At 69.9% G+C, this 22,780-nt stretch carries 18 protein-coding genes and 1 pseudogene; 14 read left to right on the forward strand and 5 right to left on the reverse strand.

All coding sequences use genetic code 11. The features are described from left to right. Nucleotides 1-67: 67 nt before the first annotated feature. Nucleotides 68-549 (forward strand): annotated as a pseudogene (locus PY257_RS14935) (helix-turn-helix transcriptional regulator); the annotation flags it as partial. A 494-nt stretch (nucleotides 550-1,043) separates the two neighbouring features. Continuing rightward, nucleotides 1,044-1,745, forward strand: coding sequence for a fumarylacetoacetate hydrolase family protein (locus PY257_RS14940; RefSeq protein ID WP_275743253.1), 702 nt, complete (start codon nucleotides 1,044-1,046; stop codon nucleotides 1,743-1,745). A 131-nt stretch (nucleotides 1,746-1,876) separates the two neighbouring features. On the opposite strand, the gene PY257_RS14945 is transcribed toward PY257_RS14940, so the two are convergent. After that, on the reverse strand, nucleotides 1,877-3,226 hold the full coding sequence (locus PY257_RS14945; protein ID WP_275743255.1) for an N-acetylmuramoyl-L-alanine amidase: 1,350 nt from the start codon (nucleotides 3,224-3,226) through the stop codon (nucleotides 1,877-1,879). Next, on the reverse strand, nucleotides 3,223-3,732 hold the full coding sequence (gene tsaE, locus PY257_RS14950; protein WP_275743257.1) for a tRNA (adenosine(37)-N6)-threonylcarbamoyltransferase complex ATPase subunit type 1 TsaE: 510 nt from the start codon (nucleotides 3,730-3,732) through the stop codon (nucleotides 3,223-3,225). Before tsaE ends, PY257_RS14945 begins: the two co-directional genes overlap by 4 nt. Between tsaE and queG the strand changes: the two genes are divergently transcribed. Then, the gene (gene queG, locus PY257_RS14955; RefSeq protein WP_419095724.1) at nucleotides 3,712-4,830 is read left to right on the forward strand and encodes a tRNA epoxyqueuosine(34) reductase QueG; all 1,119 of its coding nucleotides are present in this window, start codon (nucleotides 3,712-3,714) and stop codon (nucleotides 4,828-4,830) included. The two genes, tsaE and queG, sit on opposite strands and share 21 nt — an antisense overlap. Before the next feature lie 311 nt (nucleotides 4,831-5,141). Then, complete coding sequence (locus PY257_RS14960; RefSeq protein ID WP_275743259.1) at nucleotides 5,142-6,110, forward strand: cation diffusion facilitator family transporter; 969 nt, start codon at nucleotides 5,142-5,144, stop codon at nucleotides 6,108-6,110. Here the strand turns inward: PY257_RS14960 and PY257_RS14965 are convergent. Then, entirely contained in the window at nucleotides 6,099-8,744 is a 2,646-nt protein-coding gene (locus tag PY257_RS14965; protein ID WP_275743261.1) for a cation-translocating P-type ATPase, read from the reverse strand. The two genes, PY257_RS14960 and PY257_RS14965, sit on opposite strands and share 12 nt — an antisense overlap. 488 nt (nucleotides 8,745-9,232) lie before the next feature. Here PY257_RS14965 and PY257_RS14970 point away from each other — a divergent pair, with 488 nt between their 5' ends. Then, nucleotides 9,233-10,441 carry an MFS transporter gene (locus tag PY257_RS14970; protein ID WP_275743263.1) on the forward strand — a complete coding sequence of 403 codons (1,209 nt, stop codon included), beginning with the start codon at nucleotides 9,233-9,235 and terminating at the stop codon, nucleotides 10,439-10,441. Between the two features lie 365 nt (nucleotides 10,442-10,806). Here the strand turns inward: PY257_RS14970 and PY257_RS14975 are convergent, their stop codons facing one another. Beyond that, nucleotides 10,807-11,700 carry a CoA transferase gene (locus tag PY257_RS14975; RefSeq protein WP_275743266.1) on the reverse strand — a complete coding sequence of 298 codons (894 nt, stop codon included), beginning with the start codon at nucleotides 11,698-11,700 and terminating at the stop codon, nucleotides 10,807-10,809. Then, entirely contained in the window at nucleotides 11,697-12,083 is a 387-nt protein-coding gene (locus tag PY257_RS14980) for a hypothetical protein (protein WP_275743268.1), read from the reverse strand. Before PY257_RS14980 ends, PY257_RS14975 begins: the two co-directional genes overlap by 4 nt. Before the next feature lie 534 nt (nucleotides 12,084-12,617). On the opposite strand from PY257_RS14980, the gene PY257_RS14985 reads away from it, so the two are divergent. The 9 genes from PY257_RS14985 (at nucleotide 12,618) to PY257_RS15025 (ending at nucleotide 22,772) form a co-directional block, all read left to right on the forward strand. Continuing rightward, on the forward strand, nucleotides 12,618-13,574 hold the full coding sequence (locus tag PY257_RS14985; RefSeq protein ID WP_275743270.1) for an ABC transporter substrate-binding protein: 957 nt from the start codon (nucleotides 12,618-12,620) through the stop codon (nucleotides 13,572-13,574). Continuing rightward, nucleotides 13,555-14,424 (forward strand): ABC transporter permease, encoded by an 870-nt coding sequence (locus PY257_RS14990; protein WP_275743272.1) that lies wholly within the window; start codon nucleotides 13,555-13,557, stop codon nucleotides 14,422-14,424. The genes PY257_RS14985 and PY257_RS14990 overlap by 20 nt, the downstream gene beginning before the upstream one ends. Further along, a complete protein-coding gene (locus tag PY257_RS14995; RefSeq protein ID WP_275743274.1) occupies nucleotides 14,421-15,209 on the forward strand; it encodes an ABC transporter ATP-binding protein in 789 nt (262 codons plus the stop codon). The genes PY257_RS14990 and PY257_RS14995 overlap by 4 nt, the downstream gene beginning before the upstream one ends. Nucleotides 15,210-15,229: 20 nt before the next feature. After that, nucleotides 15,230-16,027, forward strand: a complete 798-nt coding sequence (hutC, locus tag PY257_RS15000; RefSeq protein ID WP_275743276.1) for a histidine utilization repressor — start codon at nucleotides 15,230-15,232, stop codon at nucleotides 16,025-16,027. Between the two features lie 48 nt (nucleotides 16,028-16,075). Then, nucleotides 16,076-17,644 carry a histidine ammonia-lyase gene (gene hutH, locus PY257_RS15005; RefSeq protein ID WP_275743278.1) on the forward strand — a complete coding sequence of 523 codons (1,569 nt, stop codon included), beginning with the start codon at nucleotides 16,076-16,078 and terminating at the stop codon, nucleotides 17,642-17,644. Nucleotides 17,645-17,680: 36 nt separating this feature from the next. Continuing rightward, nucleotides 17,681-19,390, forward strand: coding sequence for a urocanate hydratase (gene hutU / locus PY257_RS15010; protein WP_275743280.1), 1,710 nt, complete (start codon nucleotides 17,681-17,683; stop codon nucleotides 19,388-19,390). Nucleotides 19,391-19,405: 15 nt separating this feature from the next. After that, nucleotides 19,406-19,984: a HutD/Ves family protein gene (locus tag PY257_RS15015; protein WP_275743282.1), complete on the forward strand. Its 579-nt coding sequence runs from the start codon at nucleotides 19,406-19,408 to the stop codon at nucleotides 19,982-19,984. Nucleotides 19,985-20,027: 43 nt separating this feature from the next. Further along, nucleotides 20,028-21,269: an imidazolonepropionase gene (gene hutI, locus PY257_RS15020; protein ID WP_275743284.1), complete on the forward strand. Its 1,242-nt coding sequence runs from the start codon at nucleotides 20,028-20,030 to the stop codon at nucleotides 21,267-21,269. Between the two features lie 120 nt (nucleotides 21,270-21,389). Continuing rightward, complete coding sequence (locus tag PY257_RS15025) at nucleotides 21,390-22,772, forward strand: formimidoylglutamate deiminase (protein WP_275743286.1); 1,383 nt, start codon at nucleotides 21,390-21,392, stop codon at nucleotides 22,770-22,772. Nucleotides 22,773-22,780: the final 8 nt, after the last annotated feature.

Raw genomic sequence — 22,780 nt, forward strand, 5'->3', positions numbered from 1 at the left:
GTCTGCGGTTTGACATCCATTTCTAATGGAATCAAACACTTACATTCAGGAAGTGTCGAACTTGTGATTCCTGCGCCGCGACCTGCTGTGTGATCCGCTCGACCTGGAAGACGTGCCGCTGGCCGAAGCGCCTGAGCTGGCACCGTTCCGGTTTCAGGAATACCAGGATTTCACCGTGCCCGAGGCCGAGATGCCGCAATTGCTGATGTTGCTGGAGAAGATGCGCATCACCAACCGCCAGCGCGGGCCTACATTGCAGCGCATCTGGGCGATCCGGGGCTGTCGCAGGCCGGCGCGGCGCGGGCGGCTTTTCTGTCGCCCAACTACCTGGCCCACCTGCTGCGCAAGGAGACGGGCCACACCTTCACCGACCTGGTGCTGGAGCGGCGCATGGCGCTGGCGCAGTCGCTGCTGGCGGGCACGGGGCGGCGCATCGGCGACATTGCGCACGCCTGCGGCTTCGCCGACGAGGCGTATTTTTCGCGCCGCTTCCGGCTGCGCTTTGGCGTCTCGCCGCGCGGATACCGGCAGGCAGGTGGGGCAGGGTGAGCGTCCAACAAGCGCGTAGCTGTGTCCAATTCGGCGTGCGGACGCGCCGCTAGTGCAGTGTTCGATGCTTGGCGGCACCAATAAACCTGGAAACGGCAGTTGACCGCTTTGCATCCCTTGCCAGGCCGCATGAAATCGAGCGCTGACGGCTTCGATGGGTTCACCTCGTGGGTGAGAGCGCTATGCACCTGCCAGCACCGCGCTCGGCGCGCCATGCGGCGTTGCTCCTCCTTGCGGGCAGCAAGCCCGCCGCGTCGTCGCGTCTTGCCTGGGGCACCCCGATCACGGCGCTGGCAGGCGCATCCAACTGCCGTTTCCAGGATAAAAGCGATGCGTTTTGGCGCAGGGCATGGCGCAAACCACAGCGATAGCCGTAGCTATCGCGAGGATTTGCAACGCCGCCATGCGGCAAAAGGCGCGGTTTCATGTGCTGCTTAGCGTTGAACACTGCACTAGACTGGGTGGTTTCCCCTGTCACCCAAGGATTGCAAGCCATGTCTTTCCCCGCCATCCCCACCGTCGCCCCCGCCACGCTGGCCATCGAGGGCCAGTCTGCGCGCTTCCCGCTGCGCCGCGTCTACTGCGTGGGCCGCAACTACGCCGAGCATGCCCGCGAAATGGGCCACGACCCCGACCGCGAGCCGCCGTTCTTCTTCAGCAAGCCCGCCGACGCCGTGGTGCCCGCCGCGGGCACGGTGCCGTACCCGCCGCTGACCAGCGACCTGCACCACGAGATCGAACTCGTCGTGGCCATCGGCGAAGGCGGCGCGAACATTCCGGTGGAGCAGGCGCTGGACCATGTCTGGGGCTATGCCGTGGGCGTCGATTTCACCCGTCGCGATTTGCAGGCCGTGGCCAAGAAGATGGGCCGCCCGTGGGATTTCGCCAAGGGCTTCGACGCCTCGGGCCCGAGCACGCCGCTGGTGCCCGTGGCCGTGACAGGCCATCCGTCCAAGGGCCGCATCTGGCTCGGCGTGAACGGGCAGGCCAGGCAACAGGGCGACCTGGCCGAGCTGATCTGGCCCGTGGCCGACGTGATCGCCTACCTGTCGCAGTCGGTGCGGCTGGAGCCCGGCGACCTGATCTTCACCGGCACCCCGTCAGGCGTGGGCCCGGTGCAGATCGGCGACGTGGTGTCCGGCGGCGTGGACGGCGTGGCCGAGTTCAGCTTCACCGTCGGCCCACGCACGGCCTGACAACGCGCACGGAGCCCCGCGGGCGGCGCGGTCCGCCCCATCCGGCTCTGGATACTCCCCCCTACCCTGCCTGCTGGCGCAGGAAAATAAAGCGAAGGGAGTGGATACTCCCCCCCCCCGGTGGGTTCCGACTACAGGCTGCGGCTGCGCGCCAGCGGCGGGTTGCGTGCGAAGTAGCGCTTGATGCCGCGCATCAGCGCGTCGGCCAGTTGCTCCTGGTAGGCGCCGCTGCGCAGCCGCACCTCTTCCTCGGGGTTGCTGATGAAGGCGGTTTCCACCAGCACGCTGGGGATGTCGGGCGCCTTCAGCACGGCGAAGCCGGCCTGCTCCACCTGGCCCTTGTGCAGCCGGCCCAGGCTGCCGATCTCGCCCAGCAGCGCGCCGCCGAGCTTGAGGCTGTCGTTGATCTGCGCCGTGGTGCTCATGTCCAGCAGGGCGCGCCGCACGTGGGCGTCCTGGGCCTTGACGTTGAGGCCGCCCACCAGGTCGGCCTGATTCTCCTTGTTGGCCAGCCAGCGCGCGGCGCTGCTCGACGCGCCGCCCTGGCTCAGCGCGAACACGCTGGCGCCGCGCGCGTCGGGGTTGGTGAAGGCGTCGGCGTGGATGCTGACGAACAGGTCGGCCTGCACGCGCCGGGCCTTGTCCACGCGCGTGCCCAGGGGCACGAAGAAGTCGGCGTCGCGCGTCATGAAGGCGCGCATCGGATTGCCGCCGATGCTGGTGGCGTTGATGCGCTCGCGCAGCAGGTGGGCCACCTTCAGCACCACGTCCTTCTCGCGCGTGCCGGCGGGACCGGTGGCACCGGGGTCTTCACCGCCGTGGCCGGGGTCGAGCGCGACGATGATGATGCGGTCGGTGCGCGAGGGCGTGGGCTCCTGCGCCGGTGCGGGCGGCGGCGCGGCGGCGACGGGCGGCGCGGGCTTGCCGGCCTGCCGGGCGATCAGCTCGCCCAGCGGGTCGGGCACCGGCGCGGCAGCGGGTGGCGCCGATGGGGCGGCGGCGGGGCCGCGCTGCGCGTCCTGGAAGCGCTCGGCGATCAGCGCCTCCAGCGGGTCGGCCTCCTGCGCCGGGTACAGGTCGAACACCAGCCGGTGCTGGTAGGCCGCCACCGGCGGCAGCGTGAAGACCTGGGGCATGGCGGGCTGCTTCAGGTCGACCACCAGCCGCACGACGCCCGGCGTGTTCTGGCCCACGCGGATGCCGTTGATGAACGGGTCGTCGGGCTTGACCTTGGCGACCAGCTCGCGCAGCGCGGCGTCCAGGTCGATGCCCTCGATGTCCACGGCCAGGCGCGGCGGGCTGGACACGAAGAACTGCCTGGCCGTGAGCTGCCCGTCGGACTCGATGGTGACGCGCGAATACTCGGGCGCGGGCCATACGCGCACGGCCAGGATGCTGGCGCCGCGCGCGATCTGCTGCGCACCCAGCAGCAGCACGAGGCTGCCGGTCTGCAACAGGTGGCGGCGTGTGCGGTTGGTCATGCGGTGGTGGCTCCTCGCAGCAGCGCCTGCCCGCGCGCGCTGGCCGCGCGCAGCGTGACGTGCCGTAGTTCGTCCTGGTCCGCTTCTATTTTAATAGCTAGATCGGCAATTGGAACAAGCGCAGCGGCGTTTTCGGGCCATTCGGCGATCTTCAGGCCGGGGCTGGCGAAGATATCGCGCAGGCCCGCGTCCTCCCATTCGCGCGGGTCGCCGAAGCGGTAGAAGTCGAAATGCCACACCGGCAGGCCCGCCGCATCGTGCGGCTCGACCACCGCGTAGGTGGGGCTCTTGATGCGCCCGGCCACGCCCAGCGCGCGCAGCAGGTGGCGCACCAGCGTGGTCTTGCCCGCGCCGAGGTCGCCTTGCAGCTCGATGTAGGCGTCGCGCGGCGCGGGCTGCTGCGCGAACGTCCTGGCCAATGCCTGCGCGAAGGCGGCGGTGTCGGCCTCGTCGCGCCAGAGCAGGCGGGTTTCTACAATCGGTCGATGGTGGTCGGCAGCAGTCAACTCGTCTCTCACATCCAGCAGTGGGCACGCGAACTGGGATTCTCCCAAATCGGCGTGGCCGGCGTGGACCTGTCGTCGGCGGAGCCCGGGTTGCGTGCCTGGCTGGCCCAAGGGTTCCATGGCGGCATGCAGTACATGGCGGCCCATGGGCTCAAGCGCGCGCGCCCGGCGGAGCTGGTGCCCGGCACGCTGAGCGTGATCACCGCGCGCATGGACTACCTGCCCGCCGCCACGCCAGAGGGCTGGCAGGGCATCGAACTGGCGCGGCTGCATCGCCCGCGCGAGGCCGTGGTGTCGCTCTACGCCCGGGGGCGCGACTACCACAAGGTGCTGCGCGCGCGGCTGCAGGCGCTGGCCGAACGCATCGCCGCCGAGGTGGGGCCGCTGGGCCACCGCGTGTTCACCGATTCGGCGCCCGTGCTGGAGGCCGAACTGGCCGCCCGCAGCGGCCAGGGCTGGCGCGGCAAGCACACGCTGGTGCTGAGCCGCGAGGCCGGGTCGATGTTCTTCCTCGGCGAGATCTACGTGGACATCGCGCTGCCCGCCAGCGCGCCCGTGACCGCCCACTGCGGCCAGTGCAGCGCCTGCATCGACGTGTGCCCCACGCAGGCCATCGTGGCGCCAGGGCGGCTCGACGCGCGGCGCTGCATCTCGTACCTGACCATCGAGCACGCGGGGTCCATTCCCGCGGAGTTGCGCCCGCTGCTGGGCAACCGCATCTATGGCTGCGACGACTGCCAGCTCGTCTGCCCGTGGAACAAGTTTGCCCGCCGCAGCGCGCTGCCCGACTTCGACGCGCGCGCGGGGCTGGCGGGCAGCACGCTCGCGGCCCTGTTCGCATGGAGCGAGGACGAGTTCCTGCGCCGCACCGAGGGCAGCCCCATCCGCCGCATCGGCCACGAGCGTTGGCTGCGCAACCTCGCGGTGGCGCTGGGCAACGCGCTGCGCGCGCACGACGACGCGGGCCTGCGCGCGGCGCTGGCCGAGCGCGCAGGCCACGCGAGCGCGCTGGTGCGCGAGCATGTGGCGTGGGCGCTGGGGCAGGTTGCCGGCAACCCAACCGTTCTGTCAGACCTATGCAAACCGACTCATTGCTGAGCAAATGCGCCGCTGACTTCCTGCTTCGGCGAGGCTGGTTTTACTATTGCTCCGGTCCCATGAATTTTTAACTTTCGTGAGTCGTTTGCCTGTGGCAGTCCGTCCACGACGACTCTCGACTTCAAAGGGTCGTATCAATAGGTTTCAATGTGCCAGATGCCCACCACACGCACTGGCATTGACTGAATCACACAGCATTTGGCTTGCAGCCACGGGGCAAAATACGGCCGTAGGCGGGGCCCCGCGCTATTTTTCGGGCGCAACCCAGGCAATTTGCCTTCCGTCCTCAGCCGCCCTGACAGGCATCCACCATGAAATTCAATGACTTTGCCGACGACTCCGAAGACACCGATCACACCCCCGCGCAGCGCGCGGCCGCCGCATCGCGCAGCACCTGGGTGAGTGTGGGCGTCAACCTGGTGTTGTCCACCATCCAGATCATGGTGGGGGTGATGGCCAGGTCGCAGGGCCTGATTGCCGATGGCATCCACTCGCTGTCGGACCTGGTGGCCGATTTCGTGGTGCTGTTTGCCAACCACCATGCCCAAAAAGACGCCGACGAGGGCCACCCTTACGGACACCACCGTTTCGAGACGGCGGCCTCGCTGGTGCTGGGCCTGTTGTTGCTGGGCGTGGGCCTGGGCATGGTGTGGTCGGCGGTCGTCAAGCTGGAGAATCCCGAGGCCGTGCCGCAGGTGCACATGGTGGCCCTGTGGGTGGCCGGTGCCGCGCTGGTGGGCAAAGAGCTGTTGTTTCGCTACATGCTGGCCGTGGCCAAGCGCGTCAAGTCGAGCATGCTGGTGGCCAATGCCTGGCATGCGCGCTCGGATGCAGCCTCGTCGCTGGTGGTGGGCATTGGCATTGCAGGCAACCTGGCCGGCTTTCCCATCCTGGACCCGATTGCCGCGCTGATCGTCGGTTTCATGGTGGCCAGGATGGGCTGGGAGTTTGGCTGGGATGCGCTGCACGATCTCATGGACCGCTCGGTGGACGAGCAGGAGGTGCAGGCCATTCGCCAGACGCTGCTGGAGACGCCGGGTGTGAGCGGCGTGCACGACGTGCGCACGCGCAAGATGGGCGACATGATTGTGGTCGATGCGCACCTGGAGGTGAACGCCGCCCTGACGGTCGAGGCAGGCCATGACATTGCGGTGCAGGCCCGCCATCGCGTGCTGCAACGCCACCGCGTGCTCAACCTCATGGCCCATGTGGACCCGTGGCGCCGCCCCGATCTGGACCATGCCGTGCCGCCCGCGGGCGGCAGCGCATCACGGCCGTAGGCGTTCAGGAGGCCGTGCGGTGCCACGCCCGGCCTTGCCGCTGGCGCCCAGGAGCCGGCCCGCCAGCCGCACCAGTTCCAGCCAGGCCAGGCACAGCGCCAGCAGGCTCGCGGCCACCACCAGGCCTTGTGAGTCGGGCAGGGCCAGCCCCATCAGTCTGCGCAGCCAGGGAATGCCCAGCACCGCCGCCAGCAGCATGCCCATGCCGGTGGCCATGCGCCACAGCCAGGGGTTGGGGTCGGTCACACCCCACAGCGCCGGGCGCGAGAGGTCGCGGTTGGCCAGGATCAGCAGCAGCACGCCCAGCACCAGCGTGCTGAACACCACGGCGCGGCCCTGGTCGGGGTGCCAGCCCTGATGCACCAGCCAGGCCTGGCCGGCCAGCAGCACGGCGGCCATGCCCAGGCCCTGCAGCACCGACCACAGCAGCGGTACGAAGGCAAACGGCGAGTCGGACACCGGGCGCGGCGCGCGCTCCATGGTGTCGCTGTCTTCGGCTTCGGCCTCGAAGACGATGGAGCAGGCCGGGTCGATCAGCAGCTCCAGCAGCACGATGTGCACCGGCAGCAGCAGCACCGGCCAGTGCAGCAGCGTGGGCACCATGGCCAGCGCAATGATGGGTGCATGCACGGCAAACACAAAGCGCGTGGCCTTGCGGATGTTGCCGTCGATGCGCCGGCCCTGGCGGATGGCGGCGACGATGCGCGCGAAGCTGTCGTCCAGCAACACCAGTGCGGCGGCCTCGCGCGCCACGTCGGTGCCGCGCTCGCCCATGGCAATGCCCACATCGGCGGCCTTGAGGGCGGGGGCGTCGTTCACGCCGTCACCGGTCATGGCCACCACCTCGCCCGATGCGCGCAGCAGTTGCACCAGGCGCAGCTTGTGCCGCGGCTGCAGGCGTGCGCACAGGTCCACATGGCGCAGGCGCTCGCGCAGGGCGGCATCGTCCAGCGTCTCCAGTTCGGCGCCGGTGATGATTTCGGGGCGCTCCGACAGGCCCACCTGCCGGGCGATGGCGCGGGCCGTGGCGGGGTGGTCGCCGGTCATCATGATCACGCGCACGCCGGCGCGCCGGCATTCGGCCAGGGCGGCGGGCACTTCGGGGCGCGGCGGGTCGGCCAGCGCCACCAGGCCCAGAAAATCGAAGTCGAAGTCGTGCTGGCTCTGCGGCCAGGGCGGGCTCTGGTCGGGCGCCGGGGCCGCGCCCTTCCAGCGGCCGCGCGCCACACCGAGCACGCGCAGGCCGCGCTCGGCCATGGCCTCCACCTGGCGGCGGATGGCATCGCGCTGCCCGGCATCCAGGTGGCACAAATCGGCCACGGCCTCGGGTGCGCCTTTGGTGGCCAGCAGGTGCACACCCGGCTCGTCGCTGGCGAACACGCGCGTCATGGCCAGAATCTCGCCCGAGAGCGCGTATTCGAACTCCGGCTCGCGCCCATCGTGCACATGCTCGGTGCCCTGCAGCCACTGGTGGCCAAACTGCTGGATGGCCTTTTCCATGGGGTCGAACGGGTCGCCCGGCGTGGCCAGCATGGCGAACTCGGTCAGCAGGTGAAAGTGTTCGGGCAATTCGCTGGCCCCCTCGGGGCGAAAATGCTCGTCGGCGCTGGCCAGTTCGGCCACGGCCATGCGGTTGATGGTGAGCGTGCCCGTCTTGTCCACGGCCAGCACGGTGATGGCGCCCAGCGCCTCGACGGCGGTGACGACCCGCGTCAGCACCTTCTGGCGCGAGATGCGCCAGGCGCCCAGCGCCAGGAACACGGTGAGGATGACCGGAATCTCCTCGGGCAGGATGGCCATGGCCAGCGCAATGCCCGACAGCAGGCTCTCCAGCAGAGGCTGCCCATTCCACCACCAGCCCAGCAGCACCTGGGCGAATGCCAGCACCACCGCGCCCGTGCCGAGGTTGCGCACCAGCCGGCGCGAGTCCTGCTGCAGTGCAGAAGGCGGCTGCACCGTGGTGGCCAGGTCGGCGCCGATGCGCCCCACGGCCGTGTGGGCCGCCGTGGCATATACCTCGGCGATCCCCACGCCGCGCGTGACCACGGTGCTGGCAAACAGGCCCGGCGTGCCGTCGCCGCCCGGGGCCGGGGCCTGCATCGTCTGCATGGTGCCCGCAGCTGCGGGCAGCTTGGTCACGGGCACGGCTTCGCCGGTGAGCAGGGATTCGTCCACTTCGATCTGGCCGTCGATCAGCAGCGCGTCGGCGGCGATGCGGTCGCCCTCGTGCAGCACCAGCAGGTCGCCACGCACCACTTCGCGCCCGGCGATGCGCTGTTCCTGGCCGTCGCGAATCACCAGTGCGCGCGGGGCCGACAGGTCGCGCAGGGATTCGAGCGCGCGCTGCGTCTTGCGCTCCTGCGCCAGCGTGATGCCGATGACCACGAACACAAAGCCCAGCAGGAACATGGCCTCGGCGCGGTCACCCAGCGCCAGGTAGATGCCGCCGGCGGCCAGCAGCATCAGGAACATGGGTTCGGTGACCACGTCGCGCACGATGGCCAGCATGGACTTGGGGGCGCTGCCGGGCAGCAGGTTGGGGCCTTCGGCCGCCAGGCGGCGGGCCGCTTCGGCGGCGCTCAGGCCTTGCAACGTGGGTGCTTCGCGCAGCGGTGTGGCTTGATCGGTTGGCATTGCAATCTTCCTCATGGGTCGCTGGCCATGGGCCGGGGCGCGGGGGTCGCCGCTGCCACGAAAGCAGGGCATGCCGCCAGTGTAGGGTTGTGGCATGGCGATAGGCTTGCCGGGGCAGGTGATTTGGATTGGCCCTAGAAACGGCAGTTGACCGCTTCGTAGCCTTTGCCAGGCCGCATGAAATCAAGTGTTGATGACTTCGATGACGTTCACCTTGTGGGTAAGAGCGCTATGCACCTGCCAGCACCGCGCTCGGGGCGCCATGCGGCGTTGCTCCTCCTTGCGGGCACCAGCCCGCCGCGTCGTCCCGCCTTGCCTGGCACCCCGATCACGGCACTGGCAGGTGCATCCAACTGCCGCTTCTAGGTTGAAATCGGGCTCAAACGCTTGCCTGTAAAGCGCAGGCAGCTACTGTTTCGATAGTTGCGGCGTACCTGTTCACGCCGGTGGCATTGCACAATGGCGCCAGGTACCTCCGAGGAAACACGATGCGCCAGTCCGTTCGCAAGGATTCTGCCGGCACCGCCACGCGCGGCAAGATTCACCCCGATGTGCTCAAGCTCGGCCTGGTGAGCTTTCTCACCGACCTGAGCTCCGAGATGATCTTTTCGGTGTTCGCCGTGTTCTTCACCACGGTGGCCGGTGCATCGACGGCCTTGCTGGGGCTGATCGAGGGGCTGGCGGATTTTTCGGCCTCGTCGCTCAACTATCTGGCCGGCTGGCTGTCGGACCGCAGCGGTCAGCGCAAGTGGCTGGCCACGGCGGGTTACGGCTTTTCGACGCTGGCCAAGCTGATTTTGCTGGTGTCGTCGTCCATCGTGGCGCTGTCGGTCTTTCGCGTCATCGAGCGGCTGGGCAAGGGCTTTCGCGGCCCGCCGCGCGATGCCTGGCTGTCGTCCATCGCCGCGAAGGAATCGCGCGGCTATGCGTTTGGCGTGCACAAGGCTCTCGACAAATCGGGTGCCGTGCTGGGGCCGCTGGTGGCCTATGCGCTGCTCAAGTGGCTGGGCGAATCGGCCCGCACCTACAGCCTGCTGTTCCTGGTGGCCTTTGTGCCGGCGGTGGTCAGCGTGCTGGTGCTCACGCGCATTCCGGACCGGCGCGGCCAGCCCCATGCGCGCGAGAGCGTGCGTGAGAACTGGCAGCAGCTCAGCGCGGGATTCAAGCGCTTCCTGCCGCCGGCGGGGGTGTTTGCGCTGGCGTATTTCAGCCTGGGCTTTGTTCTGCTCAAGGCCCATGACGTGGGCTTTGGCATGACCGACGTGGTGCTGCTGTATGCGCTGTTCAATGTGGTTTGCGTGGTGGCCGCGCCGCTGGCAGGAAAGCTGGGCGACAGGGTGGGGCGCAGCCGCATCGTGGTGCTGGGCTATGCGGTGTATGCGGGTCTCAACCTGTGGCTGGTGGTGGCGGGCAGCCGCTGGGAAATGGTGGGCGTCTTTTGCCTGTATGGCTTGTTCTACGCCATCGAGGAGTCGCAAAGCAAGGCCTTCATTGCCGACCTGGAGCCCGAGCGCCGTGCCACGGCCATAGGCGTCTACAACTTCGTGACGGGTGGTCTGTATCTGCCCGCATCGCTGGTGGCGGGGGCGCTGTGGGCGGTGTCTCCGGGCCTGGCTTTCGGGCTGGCCGCCGCGCTGTCGGTGGCGGCCATCGTGGTGTTTCTGCTGCTCAGGCCCGCTGCGGCGGGGCCGCACTGAGCATGTTCTCACTGCAGCCGCAGCGATCTGGTGCGCATTGCCATCGAGGCCATGCGGGATCGCGGCCTGGAGCCCGGGTTTGCGCCCCGACTGGGGCGGCCGCTCGATGGCGCGCGCGCCGCGCAACATCGCCGCCCGCAGCCGCCGTGTTGGCGGTAACGGTCTGCTCGGCGCAGAAGCGGTAGAGGTAATGCGGCCCGCCGGCCTTGGGGCTGGTGCCCGGTTTTCTGGACCGGAGATCCGTTCCGAGGTGGTTGCCGCACAGCGCCTGGTAGATGACGCGCAGGTACAGTCGGAAGTCGTAGGCCTTGCTGCCGCCGGCCCGCACGCGTCTCCGGTGGATGCGGAACAGCGGGCCCGGGTTCTCAAGGCGCCAGCGTGTGCAGCGGTATGTCGCGCTCGCGCGCCAGCCGCTCCAGTTGCGCGCGCGACTGTCCGCGCACGAAGGCGGCGATGGCCGCGTGCGTGGCGGGTGCCTGCATGTCGGTGCCGGCGGGCAGGCCGGCGGCGGCGCAGAGCGCGGCAGCGAAGTGCGGCTCCAGCGCCGCCACGGCCACGCGGCCATCGGCGCAGGCATAGACCTGGTAGCCCGCATGCGCGCCCCCGACCTGGCCCTGGGGCTGCGTGAGGCCCCAGTCGCGCGGCAGCGCCAGGAAGTGCGCGGCGCCGGACAAGGCCACTTCGATGCGCACGCCGTGGCCGCTGGCGGCGCGCTGCAGCAGGGCCTGCAGCACGGCCTCGCTCGCGGCCAGCGCGCCGGCCATGTCGGCGTACAGCGTGGACGGCAGCGCGGTGCCGGGGACCAGGCCGCTCTCGGCCTGGTAGGTCAGGTCGTGCCCTGGCTCCTCGGCGCGGGCACCGGGCGCGCCGACGATGGCCACGAGCGACAGGCGTGGGTGACGCGCCCGCAGCGCCTCCCAGCCCAGCCCCAGTTTTTCCAGCGCCGAGGGGCGAAACGAGGTGATGAGTACGTCGGTGCGCGCCAGTTCGGCCTGCAGCAGCGCCTGGCCCGCGTCGGTCTTGAGGTTGGCGTGCAGGATTTCCACGCCCGCGTGCAGCGCGCGGTAGGCGGCGGGGCTGTAGACGCCCATCGGGTCCGCCGTGTCCGCCCCCGCAGGCGCGGGCGGCTCCAGCTTGGCGCACGAGGCGCCCATGTCCCGGCAGCGCATCAGCGCCGCCGGGCCGGGCAGGTTGAGCGCGAGGCTCAGGACGCGGGTGCCGCGCAGCGCGGCGGGGGAGGGAAGGGATGTCTCGCTCATGCCGGCGATTGGACCACAATCCGGTGCCGTGCGGCAGCGGGCGATACCCGCACGCAGTGCCCGGGGCCTTGCGGCTGCTGCGGTGGGTAGGTATGGCCGGCCTGCCCCTGGAAGGCGTGCGTGAGCGCATCGTCGAGCAGGTAGGTCGGCACCTGTTCCAGCGGGCCCGGGTAGCTGTCCGTGGCCACGTTTTCGGCCAGGTCCCGGTGCAGCGCCACAGGGTGCAGCGGGTCCCAGCGCCGCAGGCGCAGGGCGGCGCCGCGCACGGCGTCGGCCAGCATGAAGCGGTGCCGCTCCATGCTGGTGCGGTCGCCGCCACCTGCTTGAACCTGGAAACGGCGGTTGGATGCGCCTGCCGGGGCCGTGATCGGGGTGCCAGGCAAGACGCGACGACGCGGGCGGGCTGGTGCCCGCAAGGAGGAGCAACGCCGCATGGCGCGCCGAGCGCGGTGCTGGCAGGTGCATGGCGCGCTCACCCACGAGGTGAACGTCATCGAAGCCGTCAACGCCTGATTGCATGCGGCCTGGCAAGGGATGCAAAGCGGTCAACTGCTGTTTCCAGGTTGAACACTGCACCAGAGGTGTTGCCGAGCCTTGTCAAGGTGGCATCCCAGTACCCAGTACCCAGTACCGGGCCCGGCGCTGGCGCGGCTTCCAGCGCCGGCGCGATGCCAGGCATGGTTCGTGCTTTTTATCTCGCCGGGCCGCAGTGCATGGTCCTGTATATACAAAGCCATCGGAAACAACCCTGATGCGGTGCATGGCGGCTTGCTGCATGCTGCACCATTGCCGTGCGTCGGGTGCCGTGCGTCGGGTGCCGGGCATGTATAGACAGGTGGTGCATGCGCCTGGAACCACAACCCCCGGCACGGTGCCCAGGCGCGCCGTGCCGGCAGCAGTCTTCACAGGAGTCGAGCATGAATCGGAAAATGGTCAAGGGAATGGCGCTGCTGGCAGTGGCCGCAGGCGTGGCGGGCATGGCCCAGGCGCAGGAAACCAGGCTTGCGCTGGGCATGTCGGGCTGGACGGGCTTCGCGCCGCTGACGCTGGCCGACAAGGCCGGCATCTTCAAGAAGCACGGGCTGGACGTGGAACTCAAGATGATCCCGCAGAAGGACCGCCATCTCGCGCTGGCGTCCAACGCCATCCAGTGCGCCGCCACCACGGTGGAAACGCACGTGGCCTGGAACGCCAATGGCGTGCCCATCGTGCAGATCTTCCAGATGGACAAGTCCTACGGCGCCGACGGCCTGGCCGTGCGCAATGACATCAAGGGCTTCGCCGACCTGAAGGGCAAGACCATCGGCGTCAGCGCGCCGGGCACCTCGCCGTACTTCGGTCTGGCCTGGATGCTCAACAAGAACGGCATGAGCATCAAGGACGTGAAGGTGGCCACGCTGGAGCCGGGTCCGGCCTCGCAGGCCTTCGTGGCCGGCCAGAACGACGGTGCCTTCGCCTACGAGCCCTATCTTTCCACCATCCGCGCCAACCCGGCTGCCGGCAAGATACTGGCCACTACGCTCGACTACCCGATGGTGATGGACACCGTGGGTTGCGCGCCCACCTGGCTCCAGGCCAACGCCAAGGCGGCGCAGGCGCTGACCGCGGCGTATTTCGAGGCGCTCGACATGATCAAGGCCGAGCCCGACAAGTCGTATGAAATCATGGGCGCGGCGGTCAAGCAGAGCGGCGAGCAGTTCTCGAAGTCCGCCGCCTACCTGCGCTGGCAGGACAAGGCCGCCAACCAGAAGTTCTTCGGCGGCGAACTCACCGCGTTCATGAAGGATTCGGTGCCCATCCTGCTCGAAGCCGGGGTGATCCGCAAGGCGCCCGAGGACTTGTCCGCGACCTTCGATGCCCGCTACATCCAGTAATCCCGCGCTGGGCGCCGCCGTGGCGGCGCCCGCATCCATGCCGGCGGCGCCCGCACCCGCGCGGCGGCGCCTCTGCGTGCCGCTGGAGCCCGTCAGTGCGCGGGCGCGCTGGCTGCTGGGGCTGGCATTCTTCGCCGTCTTCGTGGCCGCGTGGGCGGTATTCACGCTCGGCGGCTTCGTCTCGCCCACGTTCCTGGCCAGCCCTGTGACCATGGTGCGCGAAGGCTGGCTGCTGTTCACCGAATACCACTTCGCGCACGACATCGGCATGACGGTGTGGCGCGTGCTGGGCGGCTTCGCGCTGGCCGCCGCCGTCGGCGTGCCGCTGGGCATCGCCATGGGCGCCTGGAAGGGGGTGGAGGCGTTCTTCGAGCCTTTCGTCTCCTTCTGCCGCTATCTGCCAGCATCGGCCTTCATTCCGCTGCTGATCCTCTGGGCCGGCATTGGCGAGCTGCAGAAGGTGCTGCTCATCTTCATCGGATCGTTCTTCCAGATCGTGCTGATGGTGGCCGTCACCGTGGGCGGCGCGCGGCGCGACTTGGTGGAAGCCGCCTACACGCTGGGCGCGGGCAACCGCGGCATCGTCACGCGCGTGCTGATACCCGGCGCCGCGCCCGACATCGCCGAGACGCTGCGGCTGGTGCTGGGCTGGGCCTGGACCTACGTGATCGTGGCCGAGCTGATCGGCTCGTCCTCCGGCATCGGCCACATGATCGTGGACAGCCAGGCGCTGCTCAACACCGGGCAGATCATCTTCGGCATCATCGTCATCGGCGTCATCGGGCTGGTGTCCGACTTCGCCTTCAAGGCCGCCAACCGCCGCCTCTTCGCCTGGAGCACGCTGCGATGAACGCGCCGCCCCAGCTTTCCATCCAGGGCGTGTCGCGCGTCTTCTCCGGCAGCCGGGGCCAGCGCACGCAGGCGCTGCTGCCCATCGACTTCGAGGTGCGCGAGAACGACTTCGTCACCATCCTCGGCCCCTCGGGCTGCGGCAAATCGACGCTGCTGCGCATCGTGGCCGGCCTGGACCAGCCGAGCACGGGCCGCGTACAACTCGATGGCGTGCCCGTCGCCGGGCCGGGCGCCGACCGCGGCATGGTGTTCCAGAGCTACACGCTGTTCCCCTGGCTCACCATCGAGCAGAACATCCGCTTCGGCCTGCGCGAGCGCGGCCTGCCCGCTGCGCAGCAGAAGGAGCGCAGCGACTACTTCATCGCCCGCGTGGGCCTGCGCGGCTTCGAGCGGCACTATCCCAGGCAGCTCTCGGGCGGCATGCAGCAGCGCACGGCCATCGCCCGCGCATTGGCCAACGACCCCAAGATACTGCTGCTCGACGAGCCGTTCGGCGCGCTCGACAACCAGACCCGCGTGCTGATGCAGGAGCTGCTGCTGGGTATCTGGGAATCAGCGCGCAAGACGGTGCTGTTCGTCACCCACGACATCGACGAGGCCATCTTTATGGCCAACCGCGTGGCAGTGTTCAGCGCCCGGCCCGGGCGCATCAAGGCCGAGGTGGCGGTCGATTTTCCGCACCCGCGCAGCTACACGCTCAAGACCTCGTCCGCGTTCATGGCGCTCAAGGCGCGGCTGACGGAAGAAATCCGCGCCGAGGCGCTGGCTGGCGCGCAGCACTGATGAACACGTTCCAACGCACCATGCCCACACCCACCACCCGCCGCAAGACCCATGCGCAACTGCCGGCGTCGCGCAGCAGCGCCACGGCGCCCGCGCCGGCCCTGGCGCTGTACCAGCAGGTCAAGGACTTCATCGCGCGCAAGATCCAGGACGGCTCCTGGGCTGCCGGGCAGCGCCTGCCCTCCGAGCACGAGCTGGTGGCGCAGTTCGGCATCTCGCGCATGACGGCCAACCGCGCGCTGCGCGAACTGGCCGAGCAAGGCCGCGTGGTGCGTGTGGCCGGCGTGGGCAGCTTCGTGGCCGAGGACAGGCCCCAGTCCACCCTGCTGCAGATCGCCAACCTGGCGAGCGAGATCCGCCAGCGCGGGCACGACTACCGCTGCGACGTGCTGGCGGTCGAGCGCGTGGCCGCGTCGCTGGAGACCGCCGCCGCGCTGGACCTGCGCACCGGCGAATCGGTGTTCCACGCGGTCTGCGTGCACCGCGAGAACGGCGTGCCGGTGCAACTGGAGGACCGCTACGTGAACCCGCGCATGGCGCCCGACTTCACGCGCCAGGATTTCAGTGTCCTGCAGCCCTCTGAATACCTGGTGCGCACCGTGCCGTTCGACCAGATGGAGCACGTGATCGACGCCGTGCTGCCCACGTCCGAGCAGGCGCGGGCGCTGGAGATGGACCCGGCCCAGCCCTGCCTGCTGCTGACCCGCCGCACCTGGACGCGCGGCGTGCCCGTGACCATGGTGCGCTGCCTGCACCCGGCCTCGCGCTACCGCCTGGGCAGCCGCTTCCGCGCCGATGGCAACCCGGTGTTCGGTTGACTGCCCCGATTTTCCGTTCGAGACTACTTGTATAGACAGGATCAGACCATGACAGCCCATGACAACACCCTGGTACTGGAACCCGGCCACGTGCCGCTGGCCGCGCTGCGCCGCATTCACGCGGGTGGCTTGCGGCTGGCGCTGGCCGATGGCGCTCGCGCCGGCATGCGGGACGCGCAGGCAGCGGTGCAGCGCATCGTCGATGCCGACGCCGTGGTCTACGGCATCAATACCGGCTTCGGCAAGCTGGCGCAGACCGTCATCGCGCACGCGCGGCTGGCCGAGCTGCAGCGCAATCTGGTGCTGTCGCACAGCGTGGGCACGGGCGCGCCGCTCGACGACGGCGTGGTGCGGCTGGTGCTGGCCACCAAGGCCGTGAGCCTGGCGCGCGGCCATTCGGGCGTGCGGCCCGAGCTGGTGGACGCGCTGCTCGACCTGTTCAACGCCGGCCTCATGCCGCGCATCCCGGCCAAGGGCTCGGTCGGCGCATCGGGCGACCTGGCGCCGCTCGCGCACCTGGCCTGCGTGCTGATCGGCGAGGGCGAGGCCAGCACGCCCGACGGCGAGGTCATCGGCGGCGCCGAGGCCATGCGCCGCATCGGCCGTGTGCCGTTCGTGCTGGGGCCGAAGGAAGGTCTGGCGCTGCTCAACGGCACGCAGGTATCGACCGCGCTCGCGCTCGCCGGCCTGTTCGGGGCCGAGAGCGTGTTCGCCGCCGGGCTGCTGGCGGGCGCGCTCTCGCTCGAAGCCATCCTGGGCTCGGTCAAGCCGCTGGATGCGCGCATCCACGCGGCGCGCGGCCAGCCGGGGCAGATGGCGGTGGCGGCGGCGCTGCGCGAACTGCTGGAGGGCAGCGAGATCGTGCCCTCGCACATCCACTGCGGGCGCGTGCAGGACCCGTACTCGATCCGCTGCGTGCCGCAGGTCATGGGCGCCTGCCTGGACAACCTGGGCCATGCGGCGCGCGTGCTCGCCACCGAGGCCAACGCGGCGTCGGACAACCCATTGGTGTTCGCAGACACCGGCGAGGTGATCTCCGGCGGCAACTTCCACGCCGAGCCGGTGGCCTTCGCGGCGGACATCATCGCGCTCGCCGTGGCCGAGGTCGGCGCGATTTCCGAGCGCCGCATGGCACTGTTGCTCGACAGCGGGCTCTCGAACCTGCCGCCATTCCTGGTGCAGGACGGCGGCGTCAACTCGGGTTTCATGATCGCCCAGGTCACCGCCGCCGCGCTGGCGTCGGAGAACAAGTCGCTGGCCCACCCGGCCAGCGTGGACAGCCTGCCCACCTCGGCCAACCAGGAGGACCATGTGTCCATGGCCACCTTCGCCGCTCGGCGCCTGGGCGACATGGTGGACAACACGGCCACGGTCGTGGGCATCGAGGCCATGGCCGCCGCCCAGGGGATCGAGCTCAAGCAGGGCCCGCGCGGGCAGGGCGGGCTGAAAAGCTCGCCGCTGGTGGAAGCCGCGCTCGGCGAACTGCGCGCGCGCGTGGCTTTTCTCGCGCAGGACCGCCTGCTCGCCCCCGACGTGCAGGCTATGCGCGCTTGGGCGCTGCGCGCGCCCGCGCATTGGCCGCAGCCGCTGCGCGCGCTGCTGCCCAGCCGGGCCTGAAACATGCATTGCAGATCCACCGAGGAGGAAGAACACATGAATGCACCCCAGAAGACCGCCGCCGACCCGCGCCACGACCCCAGCCGTCACATCGCCGCGCCCACGGGCAGTACGCTGTCGTGCAAGAGCTGGCTCACCGAGGCGCCGTTTCGCATGCTGCAGAACAACCTGCACCCCGACGTGGCCGAGCGCCCGCAGGACCTGGTGGTCTACGGCGGCATCGGGCGCGCGGCGCGCAACTGGGAATGCTTCGACGCCATCCTCGCTGCGCTCAAGGAACTGAGCGACGACGAAACCCTGCTCGTGCAGTCGGGCAAGCCCGTGGGCGTGTTCCGCACGCACGCCGACGCGCCGCGCGTGCTGATCGCCAACTCCAACCTCGTGCCCAGATGGGCCACCTGGGAGCATTTCGACGAGCTCGACCGCAAGGGCCTGTTCATGTACGGCCAGATGACGGCGGGTAGCTGGATCTACATCGGTGCGCAGGGCATCGTGCAGGGCACGTTCGAGACCTTCGTCGAGGCCGGGCGCCAGCACTACGGCAACGACCTGGCGGGCCGGTGGATACTGACCGCCGGCCTCGGCGGCATGGGCGGCGCGCAGCCGCTCGCGGGCGTGCTGGCCGGCGCCTGCGTGCTGGCCGTCGAATGCCAGCAGAGCAGCATCGACTTTCGCCTGCGCACGCGCTACGTCGACAAGCAGGCCCGCGACATCGACGACGCGCTGGCGCTGATCGCCCAGCACACGGCGCGCAAGGAAGCCGTCTCCATCGCGCTGCTCGGCAACGCGGCGCAAGTGCTGCCGGAGCTGGCGCGGCGCGCCCAGGCCGGCAGCATCCGCCCCGACATCGTGACCGACCAGACCTCGGCGCACGACCTCGTCAACGGCTACCTGCCCGCGGGCTGGAGCGTGGCGCAGTGGCGCGCCGCCGCCGCCGACCCGGCGCAGCACGCGGCGCTGAAGGCCGCCGCCGCCCAGAGCTGCGCCGCGCACGTGCGGGCCATGCTGGCCTTCCAGGCCATGGGCGTGCCCACGGTGGACTATGGCAACAACATCCGGCAGGTGGCGCTCGACCAGGGCGTGGCCAACGCCTTCGACTTTCCGGGCTTCGTGCCCGCCTACATCCGCCCGCTGTTCTGCGAGGGCAAGGGCCCGTTTCGCTGGGTCGCGCTGTCGGGCGACCCGGAGGACATCTACAAGACCGACGCCAAGATCAAGGAGCTGTTCCCCGAGAACACGCACACCCACCGCTGGCTCGACATGGCGCGCGAACGCATCGCCTTCCAGGGCCTGCCGGCGCGCATCTGCTGGCTGGGCCTGGGCGAGCGCCACAAGGCCGGCCTGGCCTTCAACGAGATGGTGAGGAGCGGCGAGCTGAAGGCGCCCATCGTCATCGGCCGCGACCATCTGGACACCGGCTCCGTGGCCAGCCCGAACCGCGAGACGGAGGCGATGCAGGACGGCACCGACGCCGTCTCCGACTGGCCGCTGCTCAACGCGCTGCTCAACACGGCGGGCGGTGCCACCTGGGTCAGCCTGCACCACGGCGGAGGCGTGGGCATGGGCTACTCGCAGCACGCGGGCGTGGTCATCGTCTGCGACGGCACCGATGCCGCCGCCAGGCGCATCGCCCGCGTGCTGTGGAACGACCCGGCCACGGGCGTCATGCGCCATGCCGATGCGGGCTACGACATCGCCGTCGCGGCGGCGAAGCGGCACGGCCTGAACCTGCCGATGCTCAGGTAGGGCAAGGGCGCCGCCATGCACCGCTTCGACCTCGCCGCGCTGCCCGCCACGCCGTGGAAGAACGGCGGCGGCACCACGCGCGAGATCGCCTGCTGGCCGCCCGGCGCGGGCCTCGATGCGTTCGACTGGCGCGTGAGTGTCGCCACCATCGCGGCGGGCGGGCCGTTCTCGGCCTTCCCTGGCGTGGAGCGGCAGATCATGCTGCTCGACGGCGCGGGCGTGCGGCTGCGCTCGGCGCACGGCGCCATCGACCATGCGCTCGCCACGCCGTGGCAGCCGTTCGCTTTTTCGGGCGATGCGGTGCTGGACTGCGAACTGCTGGGCGGCGCGTCGAGCGACCTCAACCTCATGGCCCGGCGCGGCCGCGTGCGGGGCGAGCTGCGCGTGCTGGCGGGCGAGGCCCGCGCCATCAACGTGGCGCAGGCTGGCGTGCTGCTCGCGTTGCGCGGCCCGTGGCGGCTGGCGGCAGGGCCTGCGGCTTTCGACTGCGCGCCAGGGCAGGGCGTGTGGTGGGCCGGGCAGGCGCTCGGCTGGCAGGCGCGGGCGGACGGCGGCGATGCCGCACTGGCCGTTGTGCGCATCACGCATTCATGAATGAAATATGCCTCCAGCGCAGGAAAGATAAGCGGTAGCAGCTATGAATACAGTAGCAAATCACAGTGCCGATGGCCTCTGGAGTGGCCTGCGCTTCGCACCCGGCAGCCTAGACGGCGTGGCCGATGCCTTGCGTGCCGACGCGCTGGTGGTGGCGCGGGGCGCCATCGCCTGGGTCGGTGCGCTGGCCGAACTGCCCGCCGCCCATGCGGGCCTGCCGCGCCACGCGGGCGGCGGCGCGCTGGTCACGCCGGGGCTGGTCGATTGCCACACGCACCTGGTCTACGGCGGCCAGCGCGCGGGCGAATTCGCCATGCGGTTGGCAGGCGCGAGCTACGAGCAAGTGGCGCAGGCCGGCGGCGGCATCGTCTCCACCGTGCGCGCCACGCGCGAGGCCAGCGAGGACGAGCTGTTCGCCAGCGCCAGCGCGCGGCTGCAGAACCTGCTGGCCGAGGGCGTGTGCGCCGTCGAGATCAAGTCCGGCTACGGCCTTGCGCTGGAGCACGAGCGCAAGCAGTTGCGCGTGGCGCGGCGGCTGGCGCAGGCGCACGGCGTGACGGTGCGCGCCACCTTCCTCGGCGCGCACGCACTGCCGCCCGAGTATGCGGGGCGCAGCGGCGACTACATACGCCTGGTCTGCGAGGAGGTGCTGCCGGCGCTGCATGCCGAGGGGCTGGTGGACGCGGTGGACGTGTTCTGCGAGCGCATCGCGTTCTCGCTCGATGAAACCGAGCAGGTGTTCCAGGCCGCGCAACGCCTGGGCCTGCCGGTCAAGCTGCATGCCGAGCAGTTGTCGGACATGGACGGAGCACGGCTTGCCGCGCGCTACGGCGCGCTGTCGTGCGACCACATCGAGCATCTGTCGCAGGCGGGGATCGACGCGATGCGCGACGCGGGCACGGTGGCGGTGCTGCTGCCGGGGGCCTATTACACGCTGCGCGATACGCAACTGCCGCCCATAGCGGGCTTGCGCGCGGCGGGCGTGCCGATGGCCGTATCGACCGACCACAACCCCGGCACTTCGCCGTGCCTGAGTCTGCTGCTGATGGTCAACATGGCCTGCACGCTGTTCCGGCTGACGGTGCCGGAGGCGATCGCGGGTGTGACCGTGCATGCGGCGCGGGCGCTGGGGCTGCAGGAGACGCACGGCGCCATCGGGGTGGGGAGGCCGGCGAACTTCGTGCTGTGGGATTTGCGGGATGTGGAGGAGATGGCCTACTGGTTTGGGGGGCGCGGTGTGCTGGGGGTAGTGCGGAGTGGGGGAGTATATGGTTTCAGTGCTTGATTTTACTGCGCTGGCGGGTAGGATATTTGGGAGTATCTTGTTTTTGCCGTGTTTTGGAGTTTGCTGTGGCTGGCCGGTCGCACATCCCGGCCAAAAGCACCGCCATCGAGCGCACCGCCCATGACAGCCGCAACCCTCTTCGCAACCCAGGCCCTCCTCCCCACCGGCTGGGCCAGCAACGTCCTGCTCGCCTGGAACGCCCAGGGCACCCTGATCACCGTCCACCCCGACACCCCCCACCCCCCAGGCATACCGGCAGCACAAGGCCCCGTCATCCCCGGCCTGCCCAACCTCCACTCCCACGCCTTCCAGCGCGCCTTCGCCGGCCTTGCCGAGTACCGCGCCAGCGGCCAGGACAGTTTCTGGAGCTGGCGCGCGCTGATGTACCGCTTCGCCGCGCGCATCACCCCCGCGCAGCTCGAAGCCATCGCCACCTGGCTGTACGTGGAAATGCTGGAAGCCGGCTTCACCAGCGTGTGTGAGTTCCATTACCTTCACCATGACGCGGACGGCCGGCCCTATGCCGACGACGCCACGCTCGCGCTGTGCCTGCTGCGCGCGGCGCAGGCGGCGGGCATCGGCCTCACGCTGCTGCCCGTGCTGTACCAGGCCAGCGGTTTCGGCGCGCAGCCGCCGCGCGACGGCCAGCGCCGCTTCATCCGCGGCACGCAGGACATGCTGCGCCTGCTCGAGCGCCTGCGCCCCGCCTGCGCCGCGCAGGGCGCGCGCCTGGGCCTGGCCCCGCACTCGCTGCGCGCCGTGCCGCCCGGCGCATTGAGCCAAGCGCTCGCGGGCCTGGCCGCGCAGGACGCCACGGCACCCGTGCACATCCACATCGCCGAGCAGACGCAGGAGGTGGACGACTGCATCGCCTGGAGCGGCCAGCGCCCGGTGGAGTGGCTGCTGGAGCATGCGCCGGTCGATGCCCGCTGGTGCCTGGTGCACGCCACGCACATGACGGCGGCCGAATACGCGCGCGCCGCCGCCACCGGCGCCGTGGCCGGCCTGTGCCCCAGCACCGAGGCCAATCTGGGCGACGGCCTGTTCGAGCTGCCCGCGTGGCGCGATGCAGGCGGTGCCTGGGGCGTGGGCTCCGACAGCCACGCCAGCGTCAACGCGGCGCAGGAGCTGATGCTGCTCGAATACGGCCAGCGCCTGCGGCTGCGCCAGCGCAACGTGCTGGCCGCGCCCGGCCAGCCCGACGTGGCCACCGCCATGACGCTGCAGGCCATGCGGGGCGGCGCCCAGGCGGCGGGCCGCGCGGTGGCCGGGCTGGCGGTCGGGCAGCAGGCGGATTTCGTCGCGCTCGACGCGCGGCACGTGGCGCTGCAGGGCCTGTCCGCGCCGCAGCAGATGCTGGCGGCCCACGTGTTCGCCAGCCACCGCACCAGCGCCGTGGCAGGCGTATGGTCGAGGGGCGTGCAGTGCGTGGCTGAGGGCCGGCACGCGCTGCATGCGCAGGCCGCGCGGGCGTTCATCGATGCCCGCCGGGCCTTACTTTGAGAGAGACT

Origin of the sequence: Curvibacter soli (genome assembly GCF_029211125.1) — a bacterium.
GTDB lineage: Bacteria > Pseudomonadota > Gammaproteobacteria > Burkholderiales > Burkholderiaceae_C > Curvibacter_A > Curvibacter_A soli.

Excerpts from the sequence above, each read along its gene's own strand:
- PY257_RS14960 (WP_275743259.1), top strand. The coding sequence starts at position 5,142 with ATGAAATTCAATGACTTTGCCGACGACTCCGAAGACACCGATCACACC.
- PY257_RS14975 (WP_275743266.1), bottom strand. The coding sequence starts at position 11,700 with ATGAGCGAGACATCCCTTCCCTCCCCCGCCGCGCTGCGCGGCACCCGC.
- PY257_RS14970 (WP_275743263.1), top strand. The coding sequence starts at position 9,233 with ATGCGCCAGTCCGTTCGCAAGGATTCTGCCGGCACCGCCACGCGCGGC.
- hutU (WP_275743280.1), top strand. The coding sequence starts at position 17,681 with ATGAATGCACCCCAGAAGACCGCCGCCGACCCGCGCCACGACCCCAGC.
- PY257_RS14990 (WP_275743272.1), top strand. The coding sequence starts at position 13,555 with ATGCCCGCTACATCCAGTAATCCCGCGCTGGGCGCCGCCGTGGCGGCG.
- hutH (WP_275743278.1), top strand. The coding sequence starts at position 16,076 with ATGACAGCCCATGACAACACCCTGGTACTGGAACCCGGCCACGTGCCG.
- PY257_RS14995 (WP_275743274.1), top strand. The coding sequence starts at position 14,421 with ATGAACGCGCCGCCCCAGCTTTCCATCCAGGGCGTGTCGCGCGTCTTC.
- hutC (WP_275743276.1), top strand. The coding sequence starts at position 15,230 with ATGCCCACACCCACCACCCGCCGCAAGACCCATGCGCAACTGCCGGCG.
- queG (WP_419095724.1), top strand. The coding sequence starts at position 3,712 with ATGGTGGTCGGCAGCAGTCAACTCGTCTCTCACATCCAGCAGTGGGCA.
- hutI (WP_275743284.1), top strand. The coding sequence starts at position 20,028 with ATGAATACAGTAGCAAATCACAGTGCCGATGGCCTCTGGAGTGGCCTG.
- PY257_RS14945 (WP_275743255.1), bottom strand. The coding sequence starts at position 3,226 with ATGACCAACCGCACACGCCGCCACCTGTTGCAGACCGGCAGCCTCGTG.
- PY257_RS15025 (WP_275743286.1), top strand. The coding sequence starts at position 21,390 with ATGACAGCCGCAACCCTCTTCGCAACCCAGGCCCTCCTCCCCACCGGC.
- PY257_RS14985 (WP_275743270.1), top strand. The coding sequence starts at position 12,618 with ATGAATCGGAAAATGGTCAAGGGAATGGCGCTGCTGGCAGTGGCCGCA.
- PY257_RS14965 (WP_275743261.1), bottom strand. The coding sequence starts at position 8,744 with ATGCCAACCGATCAAGCCACACCGCTGCGCGAAGCACCCACGTTGCAA.
- PY257_RS15015 (WP_275743282.1), top strand. The coding sequence starts at position 19,406 with ATGCACCGCTTCGACCTCGCCGCGCTGCCCGCCACGCCGTGGAAGAAC.
- PY257_RS14940 (WP_275743253.1), top strand. The coding sequence starts at position 1,044 with ATGTCTTTCCCCGCCATCCCCACCGTCGCCCCCGCCACGCTGGCCATC.